We start from the raw sequence: 14,327 nt of genomic DNA on the forward strand, positions 1-14,327 counted from the left end.
TTGCACAGTGTTTGCCAGATTCCGGTTTAGGCTCACCCCATGTCCGCCGGCCCGCTCCCCTCCTCCACACGCCCCCGCGCCTGGCTCTCGCGCTTCGACTCGCTGCGCGTGAAGCTCTTCCTGGCCATCGCAGGCGCCAACGTGGTGCTGGTGATGGCGGCTTACCTCATCTACAGCTGGAGCTTCGACAAGGGCCTGGTCGAGTACCTGAACAAGGCCGACGAGACGCGCCTGCAGCCCCTGGTGGTGCGCCTGGCCAATGGCTACCGCGAGCAGGGCCACTGGGATTGGATCGTGAACGACCGCGAGCGCTGGTTCGAACTCTCGCGCGAAGTGTTGGGCTCCGGGCGCGTGCCGCGCCGCCCGGGCGAACAGGGCCAGCCGCCCGGCGCTGCGCCGCCCCCGAATGCGCCCGCGCCACCGGCCTCGCGCCCTTCGGCCGACGCGCCGCCGCCCGGCAACCCGCCCGCGCTCACCATCGACCCGCGCCTGCTGCTGCTGGACGCCGAACGCCGCGTGCTCATCGGGCCCGAGTGGCGCGCCGAACAAGCCGTGTTCAAACCCATCACGGTGGACGAGCGCCTGGTCGGCTACCTGGGCTATGTGCCGCGCCTGCAGATGGTGGCCTCGCTGGAGCGCGTGTTCCAGGCGCAGCAGGCGCGCACCTACGCGGCCATCGCGCTCGGCCTGTTCGCGGCCGTGCTGCTGAACGCGGCGCTGATCGCGCACTGGCTGTCGCGCCGCTTGCGCGCGCTGGGCGCGGGCACCACCGCCATCGCGCAGGGCGACTACGGGGTGCGCCTGAACGCCCAGGGCCACGACGAGTTGGCCCAGCTCGCCGACGGCTTCAACCGCATGGCCGAGTCGCTGCAGGCCGCGCGCCAGGCGCGCCAGCAGTGGATCGCCGACATCGCCCACGAACTGCGCACGCCGCTGGCCACGCTGCGCGCCGAGATCGAGGCGCTGCAGGACGGCATTCGCCGGCCCGACGCGGCCAACCTCGACTCGCTGGCGCAGGAGGTGAACCGCCTCACGCGCCTGGTGGACGACCTGCGCCTGCTCTCCCTGTCCGACCTGGGCGCGCTGGACTACCGCTTCGCGCCGCTGGACCTGGGCCCCTTCGTGGCCGACTACCTGCACGACGCCACCGCGCGGCCGGGCCGGCGCCTGCAGCTGCACACCGACCTGCCCGCGGGCCTGCGCGTGCGCGCCGATGGCGACCGGCTCGACCAGGTGCTGGCCAACCTGCTGCAGAACACGCGGCGCTACACCAACGACCCGGCCACGCTGAGCGTGCGCCTGGCGCGCGAGGGACAGGAAGCGCGCCTGAGCTGGGAAGACTCCGCGCCCGGCGTGCCAGCCGAGGCCCTGCCGCGCCTGACGGACCGGCTCTACCGCGTGGACGAATCGCGCGCCAGCGCCAGCGGCGGCTCGGGCCTGGGCCTGGCCATCGCGCGCGCCATCATCGAAGGCCATGGCGGCCGCATGACCGCCTCGGCCAGCGCGCTGGGCGGGCTGCGCTGGGACATCTGGCTGCCGCTGCACACGGAGGCCGCGCATGGCTGAACCGGCGGGCCGCATCCTCATCGTCGAGGACGAGAACAAGATCGCCGGCGTGCTGCTCGACTACCTCGCGCAGTCGGGCTTCGAGACGCACCACCTCACACGCGGCGACGAGGTGGAGGGCTGGCTGGCCGAGCACCCGGTGGACCTGGTGCTGCTGGACCTGATGCTGCCCGGCAAGAGCGGGCTGGACGTGTGCAAGGCCCTGCGCAGCGGCCAGCCCGGCCGGCCGGCACCGGCCATCGTCATGGTCACGGCGCGCGTGGAGGAAATCGATCGCCTGCTGGGCCTGGAGCTGGGCGCCGACGACTACATCTGCAAGCCCTTCAGTCCGCGCGAGGTGGTGGCGCGCGTGAAGGCGGTGCTGCGCCGGGGCAGGCACGCGCCCGCCAGCGCGCCGGGCGGCCTGCAACTGGACGAAGCCGCCTGGCGCGCCACGCTCGACGGCCATGACCTGGGCCTGACCGTGGTGGAATTCCAGCTGCTCAAGGTGCTGAGCGCGCGGCCGGGCCGCATCTTTTCGCGCGAGCAGCTCATGGACGCGATGTACCGCGACGAGCGCATCGTCTCCGACCGCACGGTGGACAGCCACATCAAGAAGCTGCGGCGCAAGATCGAGGACGCCGCGCCAGGCCGCGACCTGATCCACTCGGTGTACGGCCTGGGCTACAAGTACGAGCCCTGAGGGCTCAGGGCGCCAGCGCGCCCAGGCGCTCGGCATTGACCTGCAGGTCGGCCAGCGGGTCGCGGCCCTCGGTCTGCAGCACGATCAACCGCGCGCCGGCCTCTTGCACGGCCTGCGCCACGGCGGGCAGCGGCTCTCGGTGGTGCAACGCGGCGGCCACCGAACCGTCGCGCAGGCGCTGCGTCAGCGCCGCCAGTGCTTCGGGTGTCCAGGCCGCATCGTCCTCGCGCGAATCGGTGCCCACCAGGTCCAGGTTGAAGCCGCTCACCAGATAGTCCAGTCGGTCGGACAGGCTGAACACCGAGAGATTGGCCGCGCGCGCCAGGCGGGCCTCGCTCATCGCGGTGACGGCCAGCAAGCGCTGGCGCAGCGCGGCCACGTTGTCCTGCAGGCGGGGCCTGGCGTGCGGCACCAGGCGCGACACGTCGGCCGCGATCACGTCGGCCATGCGGCCCAGGTTCACGGTGTCGAGCCAGGGCAGCGCGGCCGCCGGGTCCACGCCCTCGCGCAGCGCGATGCCGGGGAGCGAGGCGTCGAGCGGGCGCGCGGCGTCGATCTCGATCAGGCGGATGTTCTGGCGCCGCGCCAGCGGAAACAGCGGGTCGTCGGGCCAGATGGAACGCAGCGCGATCACCGCGTCGGCCTGGCGCGCGGCCTGGGCCAGGCCGGCCGCACCGCGGCTGCCGAAGAAGGCGAGCTGGCGGTTCGCCGGCAGTGTCTCGGGCACGGGCCGCAGCACCGCGATGCCGGTGCCTTGCACCACCGTTTGCGTGAGCGAGGCCACCACGGGGTGCGCGACCAGCAGGCGCGCGGGCGCGGCAGGGGCCGCGGCAGACGGCGCGGCGGGGGTGGCGGTCTGGGCGTGCGCGGCCAGCGGCGCGGTGGCGGCCAGCAGCGCCGCCAGACAGGCGCCGCCCAGGCGGCGGCAAACGGAGCGCGGGTTCATCCGGCGTGTCCTTTGAGGGCGGGCGTGAAGCCGCGAACGATGGCGGCGAGCCCGAACAGCGCGCCGGCGGTGAGGATGATGGCCGCGCCCGAAGGCACCGGCAGCTCGAGTTCGATCGGCACCAGGATGCCGACCTGCGTGCTGAGGGTGGCGATGAGCACGCTCAACCAGAAGAAGCCCCGCAGCGACAGGCTCAGCAGGCGCGCGGCCGCGGCCGGAATGATCAGCAGCGCGCCCACCAGGATGGCGCCGATGACCTTGACCGAGGCCACGGTGACCAGGGTCACCAGCACCACGAACAGGTAATCCAGCAGCTTCACGCGCACGCCGCGCACGCTGGCCAGCTGCGGGTTGAAGCTGGCCAGCATGAAGCGGTTGTAGAGCGGCAGCGTGAGCGCCACGACCAGCGTGGCCACCACCAGCAGCACCAGCAGGTCGCTGGTGTCGACCGTGAGCACCGAGCCAAACAGCACGTTCTCCAGGATGTGGATGTTCACGCGGCCCGACAGCACCAGCAGCAGGCTGGCACCCAGCGAGAGCGAGACCGCGAGGAAGACGCCGATCAGCGTGTCCGGCGACAGGCCGGTGCGGTTGCGCAGGTACATCAGCAGCAGGCCAAACAGCGTGCAGTAGGCGAACAGGCTGCCGTAGGGCCCGGTGTAGGGCTCGCCCAGCAGGATGCCGATGGCCACGCCGGTGAGCGCCGCGTGGCCCACGGCCTCGGAGAAAAAGGCCAGGCGCTTGACCACCACCAGCGTGCCCAGGCCACCGAGCACGGGGCCGATGCACAGGCCCGCGAGCACGGCGTTGACCACGAAGCCATAGCTCAGCGAATTCGGCAGCACGCCTTGCTCGGCCAGGTGCTGGATGGCGTGGCGCAGGGACTCGATCCATCCGGTCATTGGGAAGCCTCCGCGCGACGCGCTGCGGTGCGAGCCCCTTCGGGCGGCCGTGCGCGGCTCATGCCGCCACCTCCTCGACCGCGGCCTCGTGCCGCGGTCGGTGCGAGAACAGCGCCAGCACGCGCTGCGGCGTCAGCGCCTCGGCGGGCGTGCCGTCGAACAGCACCTGGCGGTTCAGGCCGCTCACCCGGTCGGCCAGCCGCGTGACGGCGTCCAGGTCGTGCTCGATCCACAGCACCGTGGTGCGCCGCTCGCGCCAGTGCGCCAGCAGGTCTTCGAACACGCGCATGCCGGCCTCGTCGAGCGCGGACATGGGTTCGTCGAGCAGGATCAGGTCGGGCGCGGGGATCAGGGCCTGCGCCAGCAGCACGCGCTGGCGCTCGCCGCCCGACAGCGCCCCCATGCGGCGCCGCGCCTTGTCCCACATGCCCACCCGCCGCAAGGCCTGCTCCACCGGCACCTGCCAGCGCCGCGACAGGCCCAGCAGCACCGGACGGCGCTGGCACATGGCCCCCATGAAGTCCAGCACCGTCATCGGCAGGCCGGCGTCGAAGGCCAGGGCCTGCGGCACGTAGCCCACCACGCCGGGCCGCTCGCCCGGCCACTCCAGGGCGATTCGGCCGCGGTGCGGCACCTGGCCCAGCAGGGCCTTGAACAGCGAACTCTTGCCGCCGCCGTTGGGCCCCACCAGGGCGTGCACGCCAGCGGCGGCCACGCGCAGGTCCACGCCCTGCAGGATCCCGGTCTGGCCGAGGGTGAGAGAGACCCGGTCGAACGCCAGGGCGGGCCCGCCGCGACCCGCTGGCCCGGCGAGTTCGGGGGGCAGCGACCCGCGCGGCGGCGTGGCATGGAGAGCCGCGCTCACGCCGCCTCCTGGATCGCGCGCACCACGGTGGCGAGGTTCTTCGCGATGTCCTGTTCGAACTTCTCGGCCGTGTAGGGCCCGTGCGAGATGTGCGTGAGCGCGTACAGGCGCACGCCGGTCTCGCGGCGGATGGTGTCGACGTAGGCCGAGGGGAAGTCCATCTCCGAGAAGATCACCTTCACGTCGAGCGCACGGATCTGATCGATGGTGCCCTTGAGCTGGGCCGGGCTGGGCTCGATGCCGTGTGCCGGCTCCACCACCGCCGCCACCTCCAGGCCGAACTCGCGCAACAGGTAGTCGTAGGCACCGTGGATGGTGGCGATGCGGAAATCGGCACCGGGCGTTTTCACCAGTTGGCCGAGCGCGTCGGCGCGCAGCTTGCGCAGATTCTGCGCGTAGGCGCGGGCATTGGCGGTGTAGGCGGCGGCGTTGGCGGGGTCGATCTGGCCGAGCGCGCGTGCGATGGTGTTGACCTGCGAGATGGAGGCCGTGACCGACAGGAAGGTGTGCGGGTTCACCACCTTGCCCGAGGTGCCGCGCCCCGCGCCCACGGCCGCCAGCAGCGGCACCTGGGCGTTGGCCTCGATCACCCGAAGGTCGGGCTTCTCGCTGGCCTTGATCATGCGGCCTGCGAAGTCGTCGTGACCCACGCCGTTGAGCACGATCGCGTCGAGCGAGGCGATGCGCTTGATGTCTTCGGTGCGCGGCTCGTAGGCGTGCGGGTTGAAGCCGGCGGGAATCACGGGCACCACCTCGGCGCGCTCACCCACGATGTTGGCGACGTAGCTGTAGTAGGGGTGCAGGGTCACGCCCACGCGCAGGCGCCTGGCCTGGGCGAAGGCGGGCAGGCCGGTGGCGGCCAGCGCCAGGGGCGTGCTGGCCAGGGCCGCGAGCAGGCGGCGGCGCGCGAAGGGCGTCTGAAGGTCTTGCATGGTGATGTGTTCGGTGAATGTCGGCGCCGGGCTCAGTGCGCGGTGTCCTTGCGCGTCACGCCGGCGTCGTAGCGCGTGACCACCTGGCGCCAGCCCTGGCGCACCAGCGCCGGGCCGTCGATGCCCTCGGGCCAGGCCACGGGGCCTTCGCGCTGGATCCAGATCTCGACCGCGTGCTCGTGCGCGTGCCCATCGGCGGCGGGGCCGACCGTGGCCGGTACGCGCAGCAGCAGGGACGCGGCCACCTGCGGCTCGGCGCTGCGGCCGACGAAAGCCAGGTCCTGCCCCTGCGGGCTCGACCGCCACTCGTGCGCACCGCGGGCGCGCGCTTCGGGGCCGGGGGCGAAGGGCGGCAGGCCCCGTTCGCGCAGGCGGTCCAGCGTGGGCATGGCCTGGTCTTCGTCGCGCAGCGCGGCGATCTCATCGGCGGCGACCAGCAGGTCGGCGTGCACGCCCTGCTCGGCCGCGTTCAGTTGCGTGCGCGCGTCCACCTGGTGCGTGGCCAGGGCAGAGGCGGCCGGCGCCTGCGATCGCACGCCGACGACCAGCGCCGCCAAGGCGAGCACACCCGCCGCGGCGAGCAGCACCCACAGGGTTTCGTGGCCGGCGCCCGCCGGCCTCACCACTTGGGTGCTCATGCGGACAGCTCCGTGCGGCGCGCAGCGGCGCTCATGGCTTCACGTCGGTATGGTCCACCTCGACCGAGTGCTCGCCGCCGTCTTCCAGGCGCACGAAGTACTCGCCCTCGGGCAGGCGGAAGCGCCAGGTGGAGTCGCCACCCAGCGTGCCTTTGGCCAGCACGCGCTCGTCGTAGGCTTTCACCGAGACGGCCATGCCGGCCGCGTCGCTGCCGTCGGAGAACTCGCCCTTGCACTGCACCATGTTGTCGGCGGCGGGCTGGCAGGCCAGCAGCAGGCTGTGCGCGGAGGACAGGCCGGGCCAGGCCAGCGCGCCGGTGAGCAGGACGGGGGCCCACCAGGCGGTGGGACGGGACAGGAAAGGGGGCATGGGTGTATCGGGCGAGTTCGTCGATGAGCCTGAATCATAAATGAGAATTGTTTTTACTCTCAGAAAGAGACGGGGCTCACCTGCCAGAATCGATCGAGGCGGCCCGCGCCGAAGCGCACAATGGGGATCTGCGGTGTGCCGACGGAATTTTTTTGCGCCGACCATGAGAATGCGAAACATTCTCGTTTAGAATGCCTCCACTTTCCTGTCACACCCCGTGTGCGCCGCCGTCGCGAAAGGATGTTCTCCATGATCACAGGCCTCGTCGTTCACGTTGCCAGTCTCATGCTGACCCTGATCGCGCTGTACTGGATCTTTCGACGCGAATGAGTTTTGAAACGACCGTCTCCGTACCGACCCCGTCGCGGCGCCTGAACCGCCGCCTCGCCGTGGTCGGCTCGGTGCTGGGCTTTCACGTGCTGGCGGTCTGGGCCTTGCAGAGCGGCTTGCTGCGCCGCGCGGTGGAGCTGGTGATTCCCGTGGAGGTGATGGCCGAGCTCATCGAGCCGCCGCAGCCCCAGGTGACGCCCGAACCGCCGGCCCCGGCGCCGCCCGCGCCCAAGCCGCCGCCACCCAAGCCGCGCCCGGCCCCGCCGCCGCCGCGCCCGCTGCCGGTGGCCACGCCCTCGCCTGCCCCGGCGCCGATCCAGGCCGCACCGCCCGAGCCTGTGGTGCCGGCGCCGCCGGCACCCGTGATGCCCGCGCCCCCGCCCGCTCCCCCGGCACCGCCCGCGCCTGCGCCCGTGGTGACCCTCCCCTCCAGCCAGGCGGACTACCTCAGCAACCCCAAGCCCGCCTATCCCTCGCTGTCCAAGCGCATGGGCGAACAAGGACGGGTGCTGGTGCGTGCCTTCGTCGACACCAAGGGCATGCCCAGCCGGGTCGAGGTGGCCCGATCCAGCGGCTTCGAGCGGCTGGACAAGACCGCCGTCGACACCGTGCTGCGCTGGCGCTTCGTGCCCGGCAAGCGCGGTGGCGAACCCGTGGCCATGTGGGTCGAGGTACCGATCGTTTTCGAATTGAACTTTTCGAACTGAAGTCAACCGCTTTTCTCAGGAGCCCGCTTTTCATGGATTCGCCGTTCGTCTCATCCGGCCTCGCCCACGTTTGGACCCAGGGTGACTGGGTCACCCGCAGCGTCGCCCTGGTGCTGCTGACCATGTCGCTGGCCTCGTGGATCATCATCCTGTGGAAAGCCCTGGACCTGCGCGCGCAGCGCGCCCAGGCGCGCGGCGTCGAAGGCTTCTGGCACAGCAGCGACTTCGCCGAAGGGTTGGAAAAACTCGGCGACGCCGAAGGCAACCCTTTCCGCACCGCCGCCATCGAGGGCCGCGAGGCCGCCCGCCACATCACCCACCAGGACGGCGCCAGCCGGCCGCAGCTGCACGACAACCTGGACGTGAGCGACTGGATCGAGCGCGCCCTGCGCAAGAGCGTGGACGACTTCACCATCCGCGCCCAGGGCGGCCTGTCGGTGCTGGCCTCGGTGGCGTCCACGGCGCCCTTCGTCGGCCTGTTCGGCACGGTCTGGGGCATCTACCACGCGCTGCTGAGCATCGGCAGCTCGGGCCAGGTGGCCATCGACAAGGTCGCCGGCCCGATCGGCGAGGCGCTGATCATGACGGCCCTGGGCCTGCTGGTGGCCATTCCCGCCGTGCTGGGCTACAACGCACTGGTGCGGGGCAACAAGGCCGTGCTGCACAAGCTCAACCGCTTCGCGCACGACCTGCACGCCTACTTCGTCACCGGTGCCCGCGTGAGCGTGGGCGCCGAGGGCAAGGTCCTGCCCATCAAGCAGCAGCAACAGCGGGGTTGATCACATGGCCATTGGCACGCAAGACACCAGCGACGAAGTCATGAGCGAGATCAACATGATCCCGTTCATCGACGTCATGCTGGTGCTGCTCATCATCTTCATCATCACGGTGCCGGTCATCCAGCACGCGGTGAACATCGACCTGCCGCAGGCGAGCGTCGAAAAGGTGCAGGACAAGCCCGAGAACATCCGCTTCTCGGTGAACGCCGAAGGCCAGTACTTCTGGAACGACCAGCGCCTGGCCGATGGCGAACTGGCGGGCAGGCTCAGCGCCGCCGCCGCGCAAGACCCGCAGCCCGAGCTGCACATCCGCGGCGACAAGGCCGTGCGCTACGAGCGCGTGGCCCTGGCCATGGCCGCGGCGCAGAAGGCCGGGCTGCGCAAAATCGGTTTCATCACGGAGCCCACGCCCTGAGGGGCGGGGACCGCGTCACGTATCGTGGGGCGACCCGGGGATTCTCCATCCCCGAGCGTCGTTTTTAGCCAGCCAGGGCGGTCACCCGCCGTTAGCCAGGCGTTTTTTACCCGATCCTCAAAGACCGAGCGCGGCGATGCCAGCACGGGCGATCTGCGCGTCCTCGCTCGACTTCACGCCGCTCACGCCAACGGCGCCGATGCACTGGCCGTCCTTCATCACCGGCACACCGCCCTCCAGCATGCCTTGCAGCTGCGGCGCACTCAGGAACGAGATGCGGCCCTGGTTGATGACGTCCTCATAGACCTTGCTCTCGCGGCGGCCCAGCGCGGCCGTGTGCGCCTTGGCGGGCGCGATGTGGGCCGAGATGGCCGGCGCGCCGTCCAGGCGCTGCAGCCACAGCAGGTGGCCGCCGTCGTCCACGATGGCGATGGTCACGTTCCACTGGTTCTTCAGGGCCTCGGCCTCGGCGGCGATGGCCATGGCCTTGACGTCGGCGGCGTCGAGCTGGTGTTTGGTCTTCATGAACGTCTTTCTGTATTCAGGATCGAAAAGCGGGGAAAGCCCGACGATAACCCGGCGATTCCTCACCCGACAGTCACAACTGCCCTCACCGCACGCCCACGGGCGCCGGCCAGGAATTTGAGGGCCCCAAGGAACCTCGTGCACAATGCCAGAGTCTTACGGCAGACTTAAGGAGAATTCCACCATGTCCGACCACGTGCAAACCAACGGCCGCTTCGGCACCGCTGTTTCGGCCAGCGCCACGCAACGCAACCGCGTGCTGCGCAACACCTACTGGCTGCTCGCGCTGTCCATGCTGCCCACGGTTCTGGGCGCCTGGGTGGGCGTGAGCACCGGCATCACCGCCAGCCTCACGGGCGGCCTGGGCCTGATCGTCTTCCTGGGCGGCGCCTTCGGCTTCATGTTCGCGATCGAAAAGACCAAGAACTCGGCCGCCGGTGTGCCGATCCTGCTGGCCTTCACCTTTTTCATGGGCCTGATGCTGTCGCGCCTGCTGGCGATGGTGCTGGGCTTCTCCAACGGCGCCAGCCTGATCATGATGGCCTTCGGCGGCACCGCCGCCGTGTTCTTCGGCATGGCCTCGCTGTCCACCATCATCAAGCGCGACCTGTCGAACATGGCCAAGTTCCTGTTCATCGGCGCGATCCTGATCGTGGTGGCCGCCGTGGCGAACGTGTTCATCCAGTCCAGCGCGCTGATGATCACCATTTCCGTGCTGGCCGTGGGCGTGTTCTCCGCCTTCATCCTGGTCGACCTCAAGCGCGTGCAGGACGGCGAGGAAACCAACTACATCAGCGCCACGCTGGGCGTGTACCTGAGCCTGTACAACGTGTTCCAGAGCCTGCTGATGCTGCTGGGCGTGTTCGGCGGCGACCGCGAGTGAGCCGTTTCACCCCGTGAAAGAAGGGCCTTCGGGCCCTTTTTTCTTGGCCAAGGCCGTCAAGTTCCGGCCCGGCCCGCCGAAATGCAAGGGCAAGCCACCAAGACCACCATGCGACGTCCCGCCCTCCTCCTGCTCACACTCGCCAGCACCTGGCTGGCCGGCTGCGATGCCCTGGGCATCGAGACCGCCACGCAGGTGAATGCCCGCAAGGAGTCGGAGGGCCGCGCCATCGGCAGCGCCTGCCGCCACGCGGTGCGCAGCATCGAGTCCTGCTTCCAGACCAACCCGCGCGCGGGCAAGGCCGCGGTGTTCGCGGGCTGGCGAGAGATGGACCAATACATGCGGGACAACAACGTCGTGGGCATGCCCTCCGAGGGCGAGGCGGCCCCAGCCGAGAAGGCCTCGTCGGACAAGCCGACGTCCTGACGGCTTCTGGCCTCCACCTCGCGGAGCTGGCGGACACCGGGCGCCCTGCTCGGCGAATGTCCTGCGGACGGCTGCGCCGTCCTCCTCCGTTACTTCGCTACGCAGGGCACTCAGCGTCTGCCAACTCGAACACGGCCATGCTCTCGACATGCGCGGTGTGCGGGAACATGTTCACCGCACCCGCCGCCACGCAGCGGTAGCCGGCCTGGTGCACCAGAAGACCCGCGTCGCGCGCCAGCGTGGCGGGGTTGCAGCTCACGTAGACGATGCGCGTCGGGGGCGTCCAAGCGCCCCGCAGTTCGGGTTGCTGGTGCAGATCGGCCAATGCCTTGACCAACGCAAAGGCGCCTTCCCGGGGCGGATCGACCAGCCACTTCTGCGCCACGCCATCGGCCACCAACTGCTCGGGCGTCATCTCGAACAGGTTGCGGGCGGCAAAGCGCGTGGGCGCGAAGGCCCGCGCCCGGCCTTCGCCATTGCGCGCCAGGTTCTCGCGCGAGCGGGCGACCAGGGCTTCGCTGCCCTCCACGCCCAGCACCTCGCGTGCCGTGGTGGCGATGGGCAGGGTGAAGTTGCCCAGACCGCAGAACCAGTCGATCACGCGCTCGTCGGCGCGCGCGTCCAGCAGGCGCAGCGCGCGCGACACCAGCACGCGGTTGATCGACGGATTGACCTGCGTGAAATCGGTGGGCCTGAAGGGCATGACCACGCCGAACTCGGGCAAGGCGTAGCTCAGTTCCTCGCCGCCCTCGTCGAGCCGGCGCACGGTGTCGGGGCCCTTGGCCTGAAGCCACCACTGCACGCCATGCCGCTGGCCGAAGGCGCGCAGGCGCGACAGGTCGTCCTCGCTCAGCGGCTCCAGGTGGCGCAGCACCAGCGCGGTGACGCTGTCGCCGCAGGCCAGTTCGATCTGCGGGCAGGTTTCGCGCGCGTCCATCTCGAAGATCAGCTCGCGCAGCGGCGCCAGCATGTCGCTCACGTGCGGTGGCAGCACCAGGCACACGCCCATGTCGGCCACGTAGCGGCTCTTGCGCTCGTGAAAGCCGATCAACACCACGCCCTTCTTGTGCACGTGGCGCACCGACAGGCGCGCGCGGTGGCGGTAGCCCCAGGCGGGGCCTTCGATCGGGCGCAGGATGGTCTCGGCGCGCACCTTGCCCAGGTGCCAGAGGTTGTCCTCCAGCACGCGCTGCTTGATGGCCACCTGCGCGGCCGGGTGCAGGTGCTGCATCTTGCAGCCGCCGCAGGCGCCCGCGTGCAGGCCGAAATGCGGGCAGCGGGGGCGCACGCGCTGCGAGGACTCGCGGTGCACCGCCGTGGTGGTGGCGGCTTCCCAGTTGTTCTTCTTGCGGTGAACGGAGACGCTGACCTGCTCAAAAGGCAGCGCACCCTCGATGAACACCACCTTGCCGTCGGCGCGGTGGGCGATGCCCTGGGCCTCGATGTCCAGGGACTCGACGGCAAGCGAACCGTCGGGATAGGCGGGGGATGTGTGGGGAGGAGACTCTGCGGACATCCCGCAATTGTCTCAGGCCGGCCGAAAGCGGCCGTGTCGTCGCCGGACCGCCCCCAGGCGACATGGCCCCCTCGGGGGACAGCGACCCGCGCAGCGGCGAAGCGTGGGGGCTACGTCAAGCCCAGGCCGCCAGGTATTCCTGCCAATGCGGTTCGCCCGGCGCCAGCCCACCCAGCGTCTCCTTCACGTAGGCGATCTCGCGTTCGTACTCGTCGGGCGTGAAGCCGCCGCGCATTTTCTGGAAGCGGCAGTACATGAGGTAGGTGTTCATCACGTCCGTCTCGCAGTAGCGGCGGATGGCGTCGGTCTGCCCTGCGAGGAACTGCGGGTAGACCTGAGAGCCGTCCATGCCCAGCTTGCCGGGAAAGCCGCAGAGCTTGGCCAGGCTGTCCAGGGGCGCGTTGTTCTTCGGCGTGTACATGGCCAGCAGGTCCATCAGATCCAGGTGGCGCATGTGGTAACGGCCGATGTAGTTGTTCCACTTGAACTCGCGGTCGTCCTCGCCCATGTCCCAGTACTTGTTGGCTTCCAAGCCGTGGCGCAGGCCGCGGTAGTGCAGCACGGGCAGATCGAAGCCACCGCCGTTCCAGCTCACGAGTTGGGGCACGTGCTTCTCGATCGCCTGGAAGAAGCTCTGGATGACCTTGGCCTCGCTCTGGCCGTCCTTGTCGACGAAGGAGTGGATGCGCAGGCCCTCGGCATTGCGGAACACGCAGCTGATGACCAGCACGCGCTGCAGGTACAGGGGCATGAAATCGCTCTGCCCCTTTTCTTTGCGCTCGGCCACCCAGGCGGCGTGGACCTGCTCATCGCTCAGCTCGGCGCCGGCCCCGCGCAGTGCGCGCAGGCCGTCCACGTCCGGAATGGACTCGATGTCGAAGACGAGGACGGGCCAGGCCATGCGCGGCCGGGCTCAGCGCTTGGGCAGGTGGGCCAGCGGGTCCACCGGCTTGCCCTGGCGGCGCACCTCGAAGTGCAGCTTCACCCGGTCGGCGTCGCTGCTGCCCATCTCGGCGATCTTCTGGCCCTGGCGCACCGACTGGTTCTCGCGCACCAGCAGCGCCTGGTTGTGCGCGTAGGCCGTGAGGTAGGTGTTGTTGTGCTGCAGGATGATGAGGTTGCCGTAGCCGCGCAGGCCGGCGCCCGCGTAGACCACGCGCCCATCGGCCGCCGCGACCACGGGGTCGCCGATCTTGCCGCCGATGCTCACGCCCTTGTTGGTGTTCTCGTCGAAGCCCGCGATGACCGGGCCCGAGGCCGGCCACACGAACTGGATGTCGTCGCCCGCCACCGCGGGGGCCGGCGTTGGCGCGGGGGCGGGGGCGGGCGCGGGCGCCGCGGACGGGCTCGTTTCACTCAGTGGCCGCGAGGCCACGCTGCCGCTGTTGACGGGTGCCGTGCCCACGCTGGGCGCCGGCGCCGGGGCTGGCGCCGCTGCGGTGGGCGGCACCACGCGCAGCAGCTGGCCGACCTCGATGGCATTCGGGTTGGGCAGGTTGTTCCAGGTCGCGATGTCGCGGTAGTCCTGGCCGGCGTTGAGGGCGATGCGGTACAGCGTGTCGCCAGGCTGCACCGTCACATAGCCCACGCGGGGCTGCGCGGCGGCAGGGGCCGGGGTGGCCGTTGCCGACTCCGCGGCGGGCCGGGATGTGCCCCGGTCGTCGACCGGCGCGGGACGCGCCACGCGCTGCGAGCCGCAAGCGCTCACGAGCAGGGCCAAGCCGAGCACGGACCAGGTCAGCGCGCGCTGGGCTGTGCGTCCCTGCGCCCGGGTATGACCCAGGTCGTGTCTTGCCATTTGGTTCATGAAGACTCCACCATTGTCTTGCGGGCCCCGAAGGGGCC

Annotated in this window: 17 protein-coding genes; 7 read left to right on the forward strand and 10 right to left on the reverse strand. The window is 70.3% G+C overall.

From position 1 onward, the window contains the following. The first annotated feature begins 39 nt into the window (after window positions 1–39). Together BHU06_RS04375 and BHU06_RS04380 are read left to right on the forward strand one after the other, a co-directional pair. Window positions 40–1,566, forward strand: coding sequence for an ATP-binding protein (locus BHU06_RS04375; RefSeq protein WP_083292904.1), 1,527 nt, complete (start codon window positions 40–42; stop codon window positions 1,564–1,566). Continuing rightward, window positions 1,559–2,248, forward strand: coding sequence for a response regulator (locus BHU06_RS04380; RefSeq protein ID WP_070397934.1), 690 nt, complete (start codon window positions 1,559–1,561; stop codon window positions 2,246–2,248). Before BHU06_RS04375 ends, BHU06_RS04380 begins: the two co-directional genes overlap by 8 nt. A 4-nt stretch (window positions 2,249–2,252) precedes the next feature. Here BHU06_RS04380 and BHU06_RS04385 read toward each other — a convergent pair whose 3' ends face one another. From BHU06_RS04385 to BHU06_RS04410, 6 genes are read right to left on the reverse strand one after another with little or no spacing between them, the layout of a single operon-like run. After that, on the reverse strand, window positions 2,253–3,194 hold the full coding sequence (locus BHU06_RS04385; RefSeq protein ID WP_070397935.1) for a metal ABC transporter solute-binding protein, Zn/Mn family: 942 nt from the start codon (window positions 3,192–3,194) through the stop codon (window positions 2,253–2,255). Continuing rightward, window positions 3,191–4,096, reverse strand: a complete 906-nt coding sequence (locus BHU06_RS04390) for a metal ABC transporter permease (protein WP_070397936.1) — start codon at window positions 4,094–4,096, stop codon at window positions 3,191–3,193. Before BHU06_RS04390 ends, BHU06_RS04385 begins: the two co-directional genes overlap by 4 nt. Before the next feature lie 58 nt (window positions 4,097–4,154). Further along, the gene (locus BHU06_RS04395) at window positions 4,155–4,961 is read right to left on the reverse strand and encodes a metal ABC transporter ATP-binding protein (protein ID WP_254668113.1); all 807 of its coding nucleotides are present in this window, start codon (window positions 4,959–4,961) and stop codon (window positions 4,155–4,157) included. Further along, window positions 4,958–5,893 carry a metal ABC transporter solute-binding protein, Zn/Mn family gene (locus BHU06_RS04400; RefSeq protein ID WP_070397937.1) on the reverse strand — a complete coding sequence of 312 codons (936 nt, stop codon included), beginning with the start codon at window positions 5,891–5,893 and terminating at the stop codon, window positions 4,958–4,960. The genes BHU06_RS04395 and BHU06_RS04400 overlap by 4 nt, the downstream gene beginning before the upstream one ends. Window positions 5,894–5,925: 32 nt before the next feature. After that, the gene (locus BHU06_RS04405; protein WP_070397938.1) at window positions 5,926–6,531 is read right to left on the reverse strand and encodes a DUF6162 family protein; all 606 of its coding nucleotides are present in this window, start codon (window positions 6,529–6,531) and stop codon (window positions 5,926–5,928) included. A 31-nt stretch (window positions 6,532–6,562) separates the two neighbouring features. Next, window positions 6,563–6,901 (reverse strand): hypothetical protein, encoded by a 339-nt coding sequence (locus BHU06_RS04410; protein ID WP_083292907.1) that lies wholly within the window; start codon window positions 6,899–6,901, stop codon window positions 6,563–6,565. Between the two features lie 326 nt (window positions 6,902–7,227). Between BHU06_RS04410 and BHU06_RS04415 the strand changes: the two genes are divergently transcribed. The 3 genes from BHU06_RS04415 to BHU06_RS04425 are packed head-to-tail and all read left to right on the forward strand — an operon-like array spanning window position 7,228 to window position 9,132. Beyond that, window positions 7,228–7,938: an energy transducer TonB gene (locus BHU06_RS04415; protein ID WP_070397939.1), complete on the forward strand. Its 711-nt coding sequence runs from the start codon at window positions 7,228–7,230 to the stop codon at window positions 7,936–7,938. Window positions 7,939–7,970: 32 nt separating this feature from the next. Then, window positions 7,971–8,717 (forward strand): MotA/TolQ/ExbB proton channel family protein, encoded by a 747-nt coding sequence (locus BHU06_RS04420; protein ID WP_070397940.1) that lies wholly within the window; start codon window positions 7,971–7,973, stop codon window positions 8,715–8,717. A 4-nt stretch (window positions 8,718–8,721) separates the two neighbouring features. Further along, window positions 8,722–9,132 carry a biopolymer transporter ExbD gene (locus BHU06_RS04425; RefSeq protein ID WP_070397941.1) on the forward strand — a complete coding sequence of 137 codons (411 nt, stop codon included), beginning with the start codon at window positions 8,722–8,724 and terminating at the stop codon, window positions 9,130–9,132. 117 nt (window positions 9,133–9,249) lie between these two features. On the opposite strand, the gene BHU06_RS04430 is transcribed toward BHU06_RS04425, so the two are convergent. Next, window positions 9,250–9,657, reverse strand: a complete 408-nt coding sequence (locus tag BHU06_RS04430; protein ID WP_070397942.1) for a heme-binding protein — start codon at window positions 9,655–9,657, stop codon at window positions 9,250–9,252. Between the two features lie 184 nt (window positions 9,658–9,841). Here BHU06_RS04430 and BHU06_RS04435 point away from each other — a divergent pair, with 184 nt between their 5' ends. Both BHU06_RS04435 and BHU06_RS04440 read left to right on the forward strand, forming a co-directional pair. After that, on the forward strand, window positions 9,842–10,540 hold the full coding sequence (locus tag BHU06_RS04435) for a Bax inhibitor-1/YccA family protein (protein ID WP_070397943.1): 699 nt from the start codon (window positions 9,842–9,844) through the stop codon (window positions 10,538–10,540). A 108-nt stretch (window positions 10,541–10,648) separates the two neighbouring features. After that, on the forward strand, window positions 10,649–10,966 hold the full coding sequence (locus BHU06_RS04440; protein WP_070398239.1) for a hypothetical protein: 318 nt from the start codon (window positions 10,649–10,651) through the stop codon (window positions 10,964–10,966). Window positions 10,967–11,063: 97 nt separating this feature from the next. Here BHU06_RS04440 and rlmD read toward each other — a convergent pair whose 3' ends face one another. From rlmD to BHU06_RS04455, 3 genes are all read right to left on the reverse strand, one after another. Beyond that, entirely contained in the window at window positions 11,064–12,482 is a 1,419-nt protein-coding gene (gene rlmD, locus BHU06_RS04445) for a 23S rRNA (uracil(1939)-C(5))-methyltransferase RlmD (RefSeq protein ID WP_070397944.1), read from the reverse strand. Between the two features lie 115 nt (window positions 12,483–12,597). Beyond that, window positions 12,598–13,383 carry a 3'-5' exonuclease gene (locus BHU06_RS04450; RefSeq protein WP_070397945.1) on the reverse strand — a complete coding sequence of 262 codons (786 nt, stop codon included), beginning with the start codon at window positions 13,381–13,383 and terminating at the stop codon, window positions 12,598–12,600. A gap of 12 nt (window positions 13,384–13,395) precedes the next feature. Beyond that, window positions 13,396–14,289, reverse strand: a complete 894-nt coding sequence (locus tag BHU06_RS04455) for a peptidoglycan DD-metalloendopeptidase family protein (RefSeq protein ID WP_083292908.1) — start codon at window positions 14,287–14,289, stop codon at window positions 13,396–13,398. Between the last annotated feature and the right edge of the window lie 38 nt (window positions 14,290–14,327).

It is taken from the genome of Hydrogenophaga sp. PML113, from assembly GCF_001777155.1.
Classification (GTDB): Bacteria; Pseudomonadota; Gammaproteobacteria; order Burkholderiales; family Burkholderiaceae_C; genus Hydrogenophaga; species Hydrogenophaga borbori.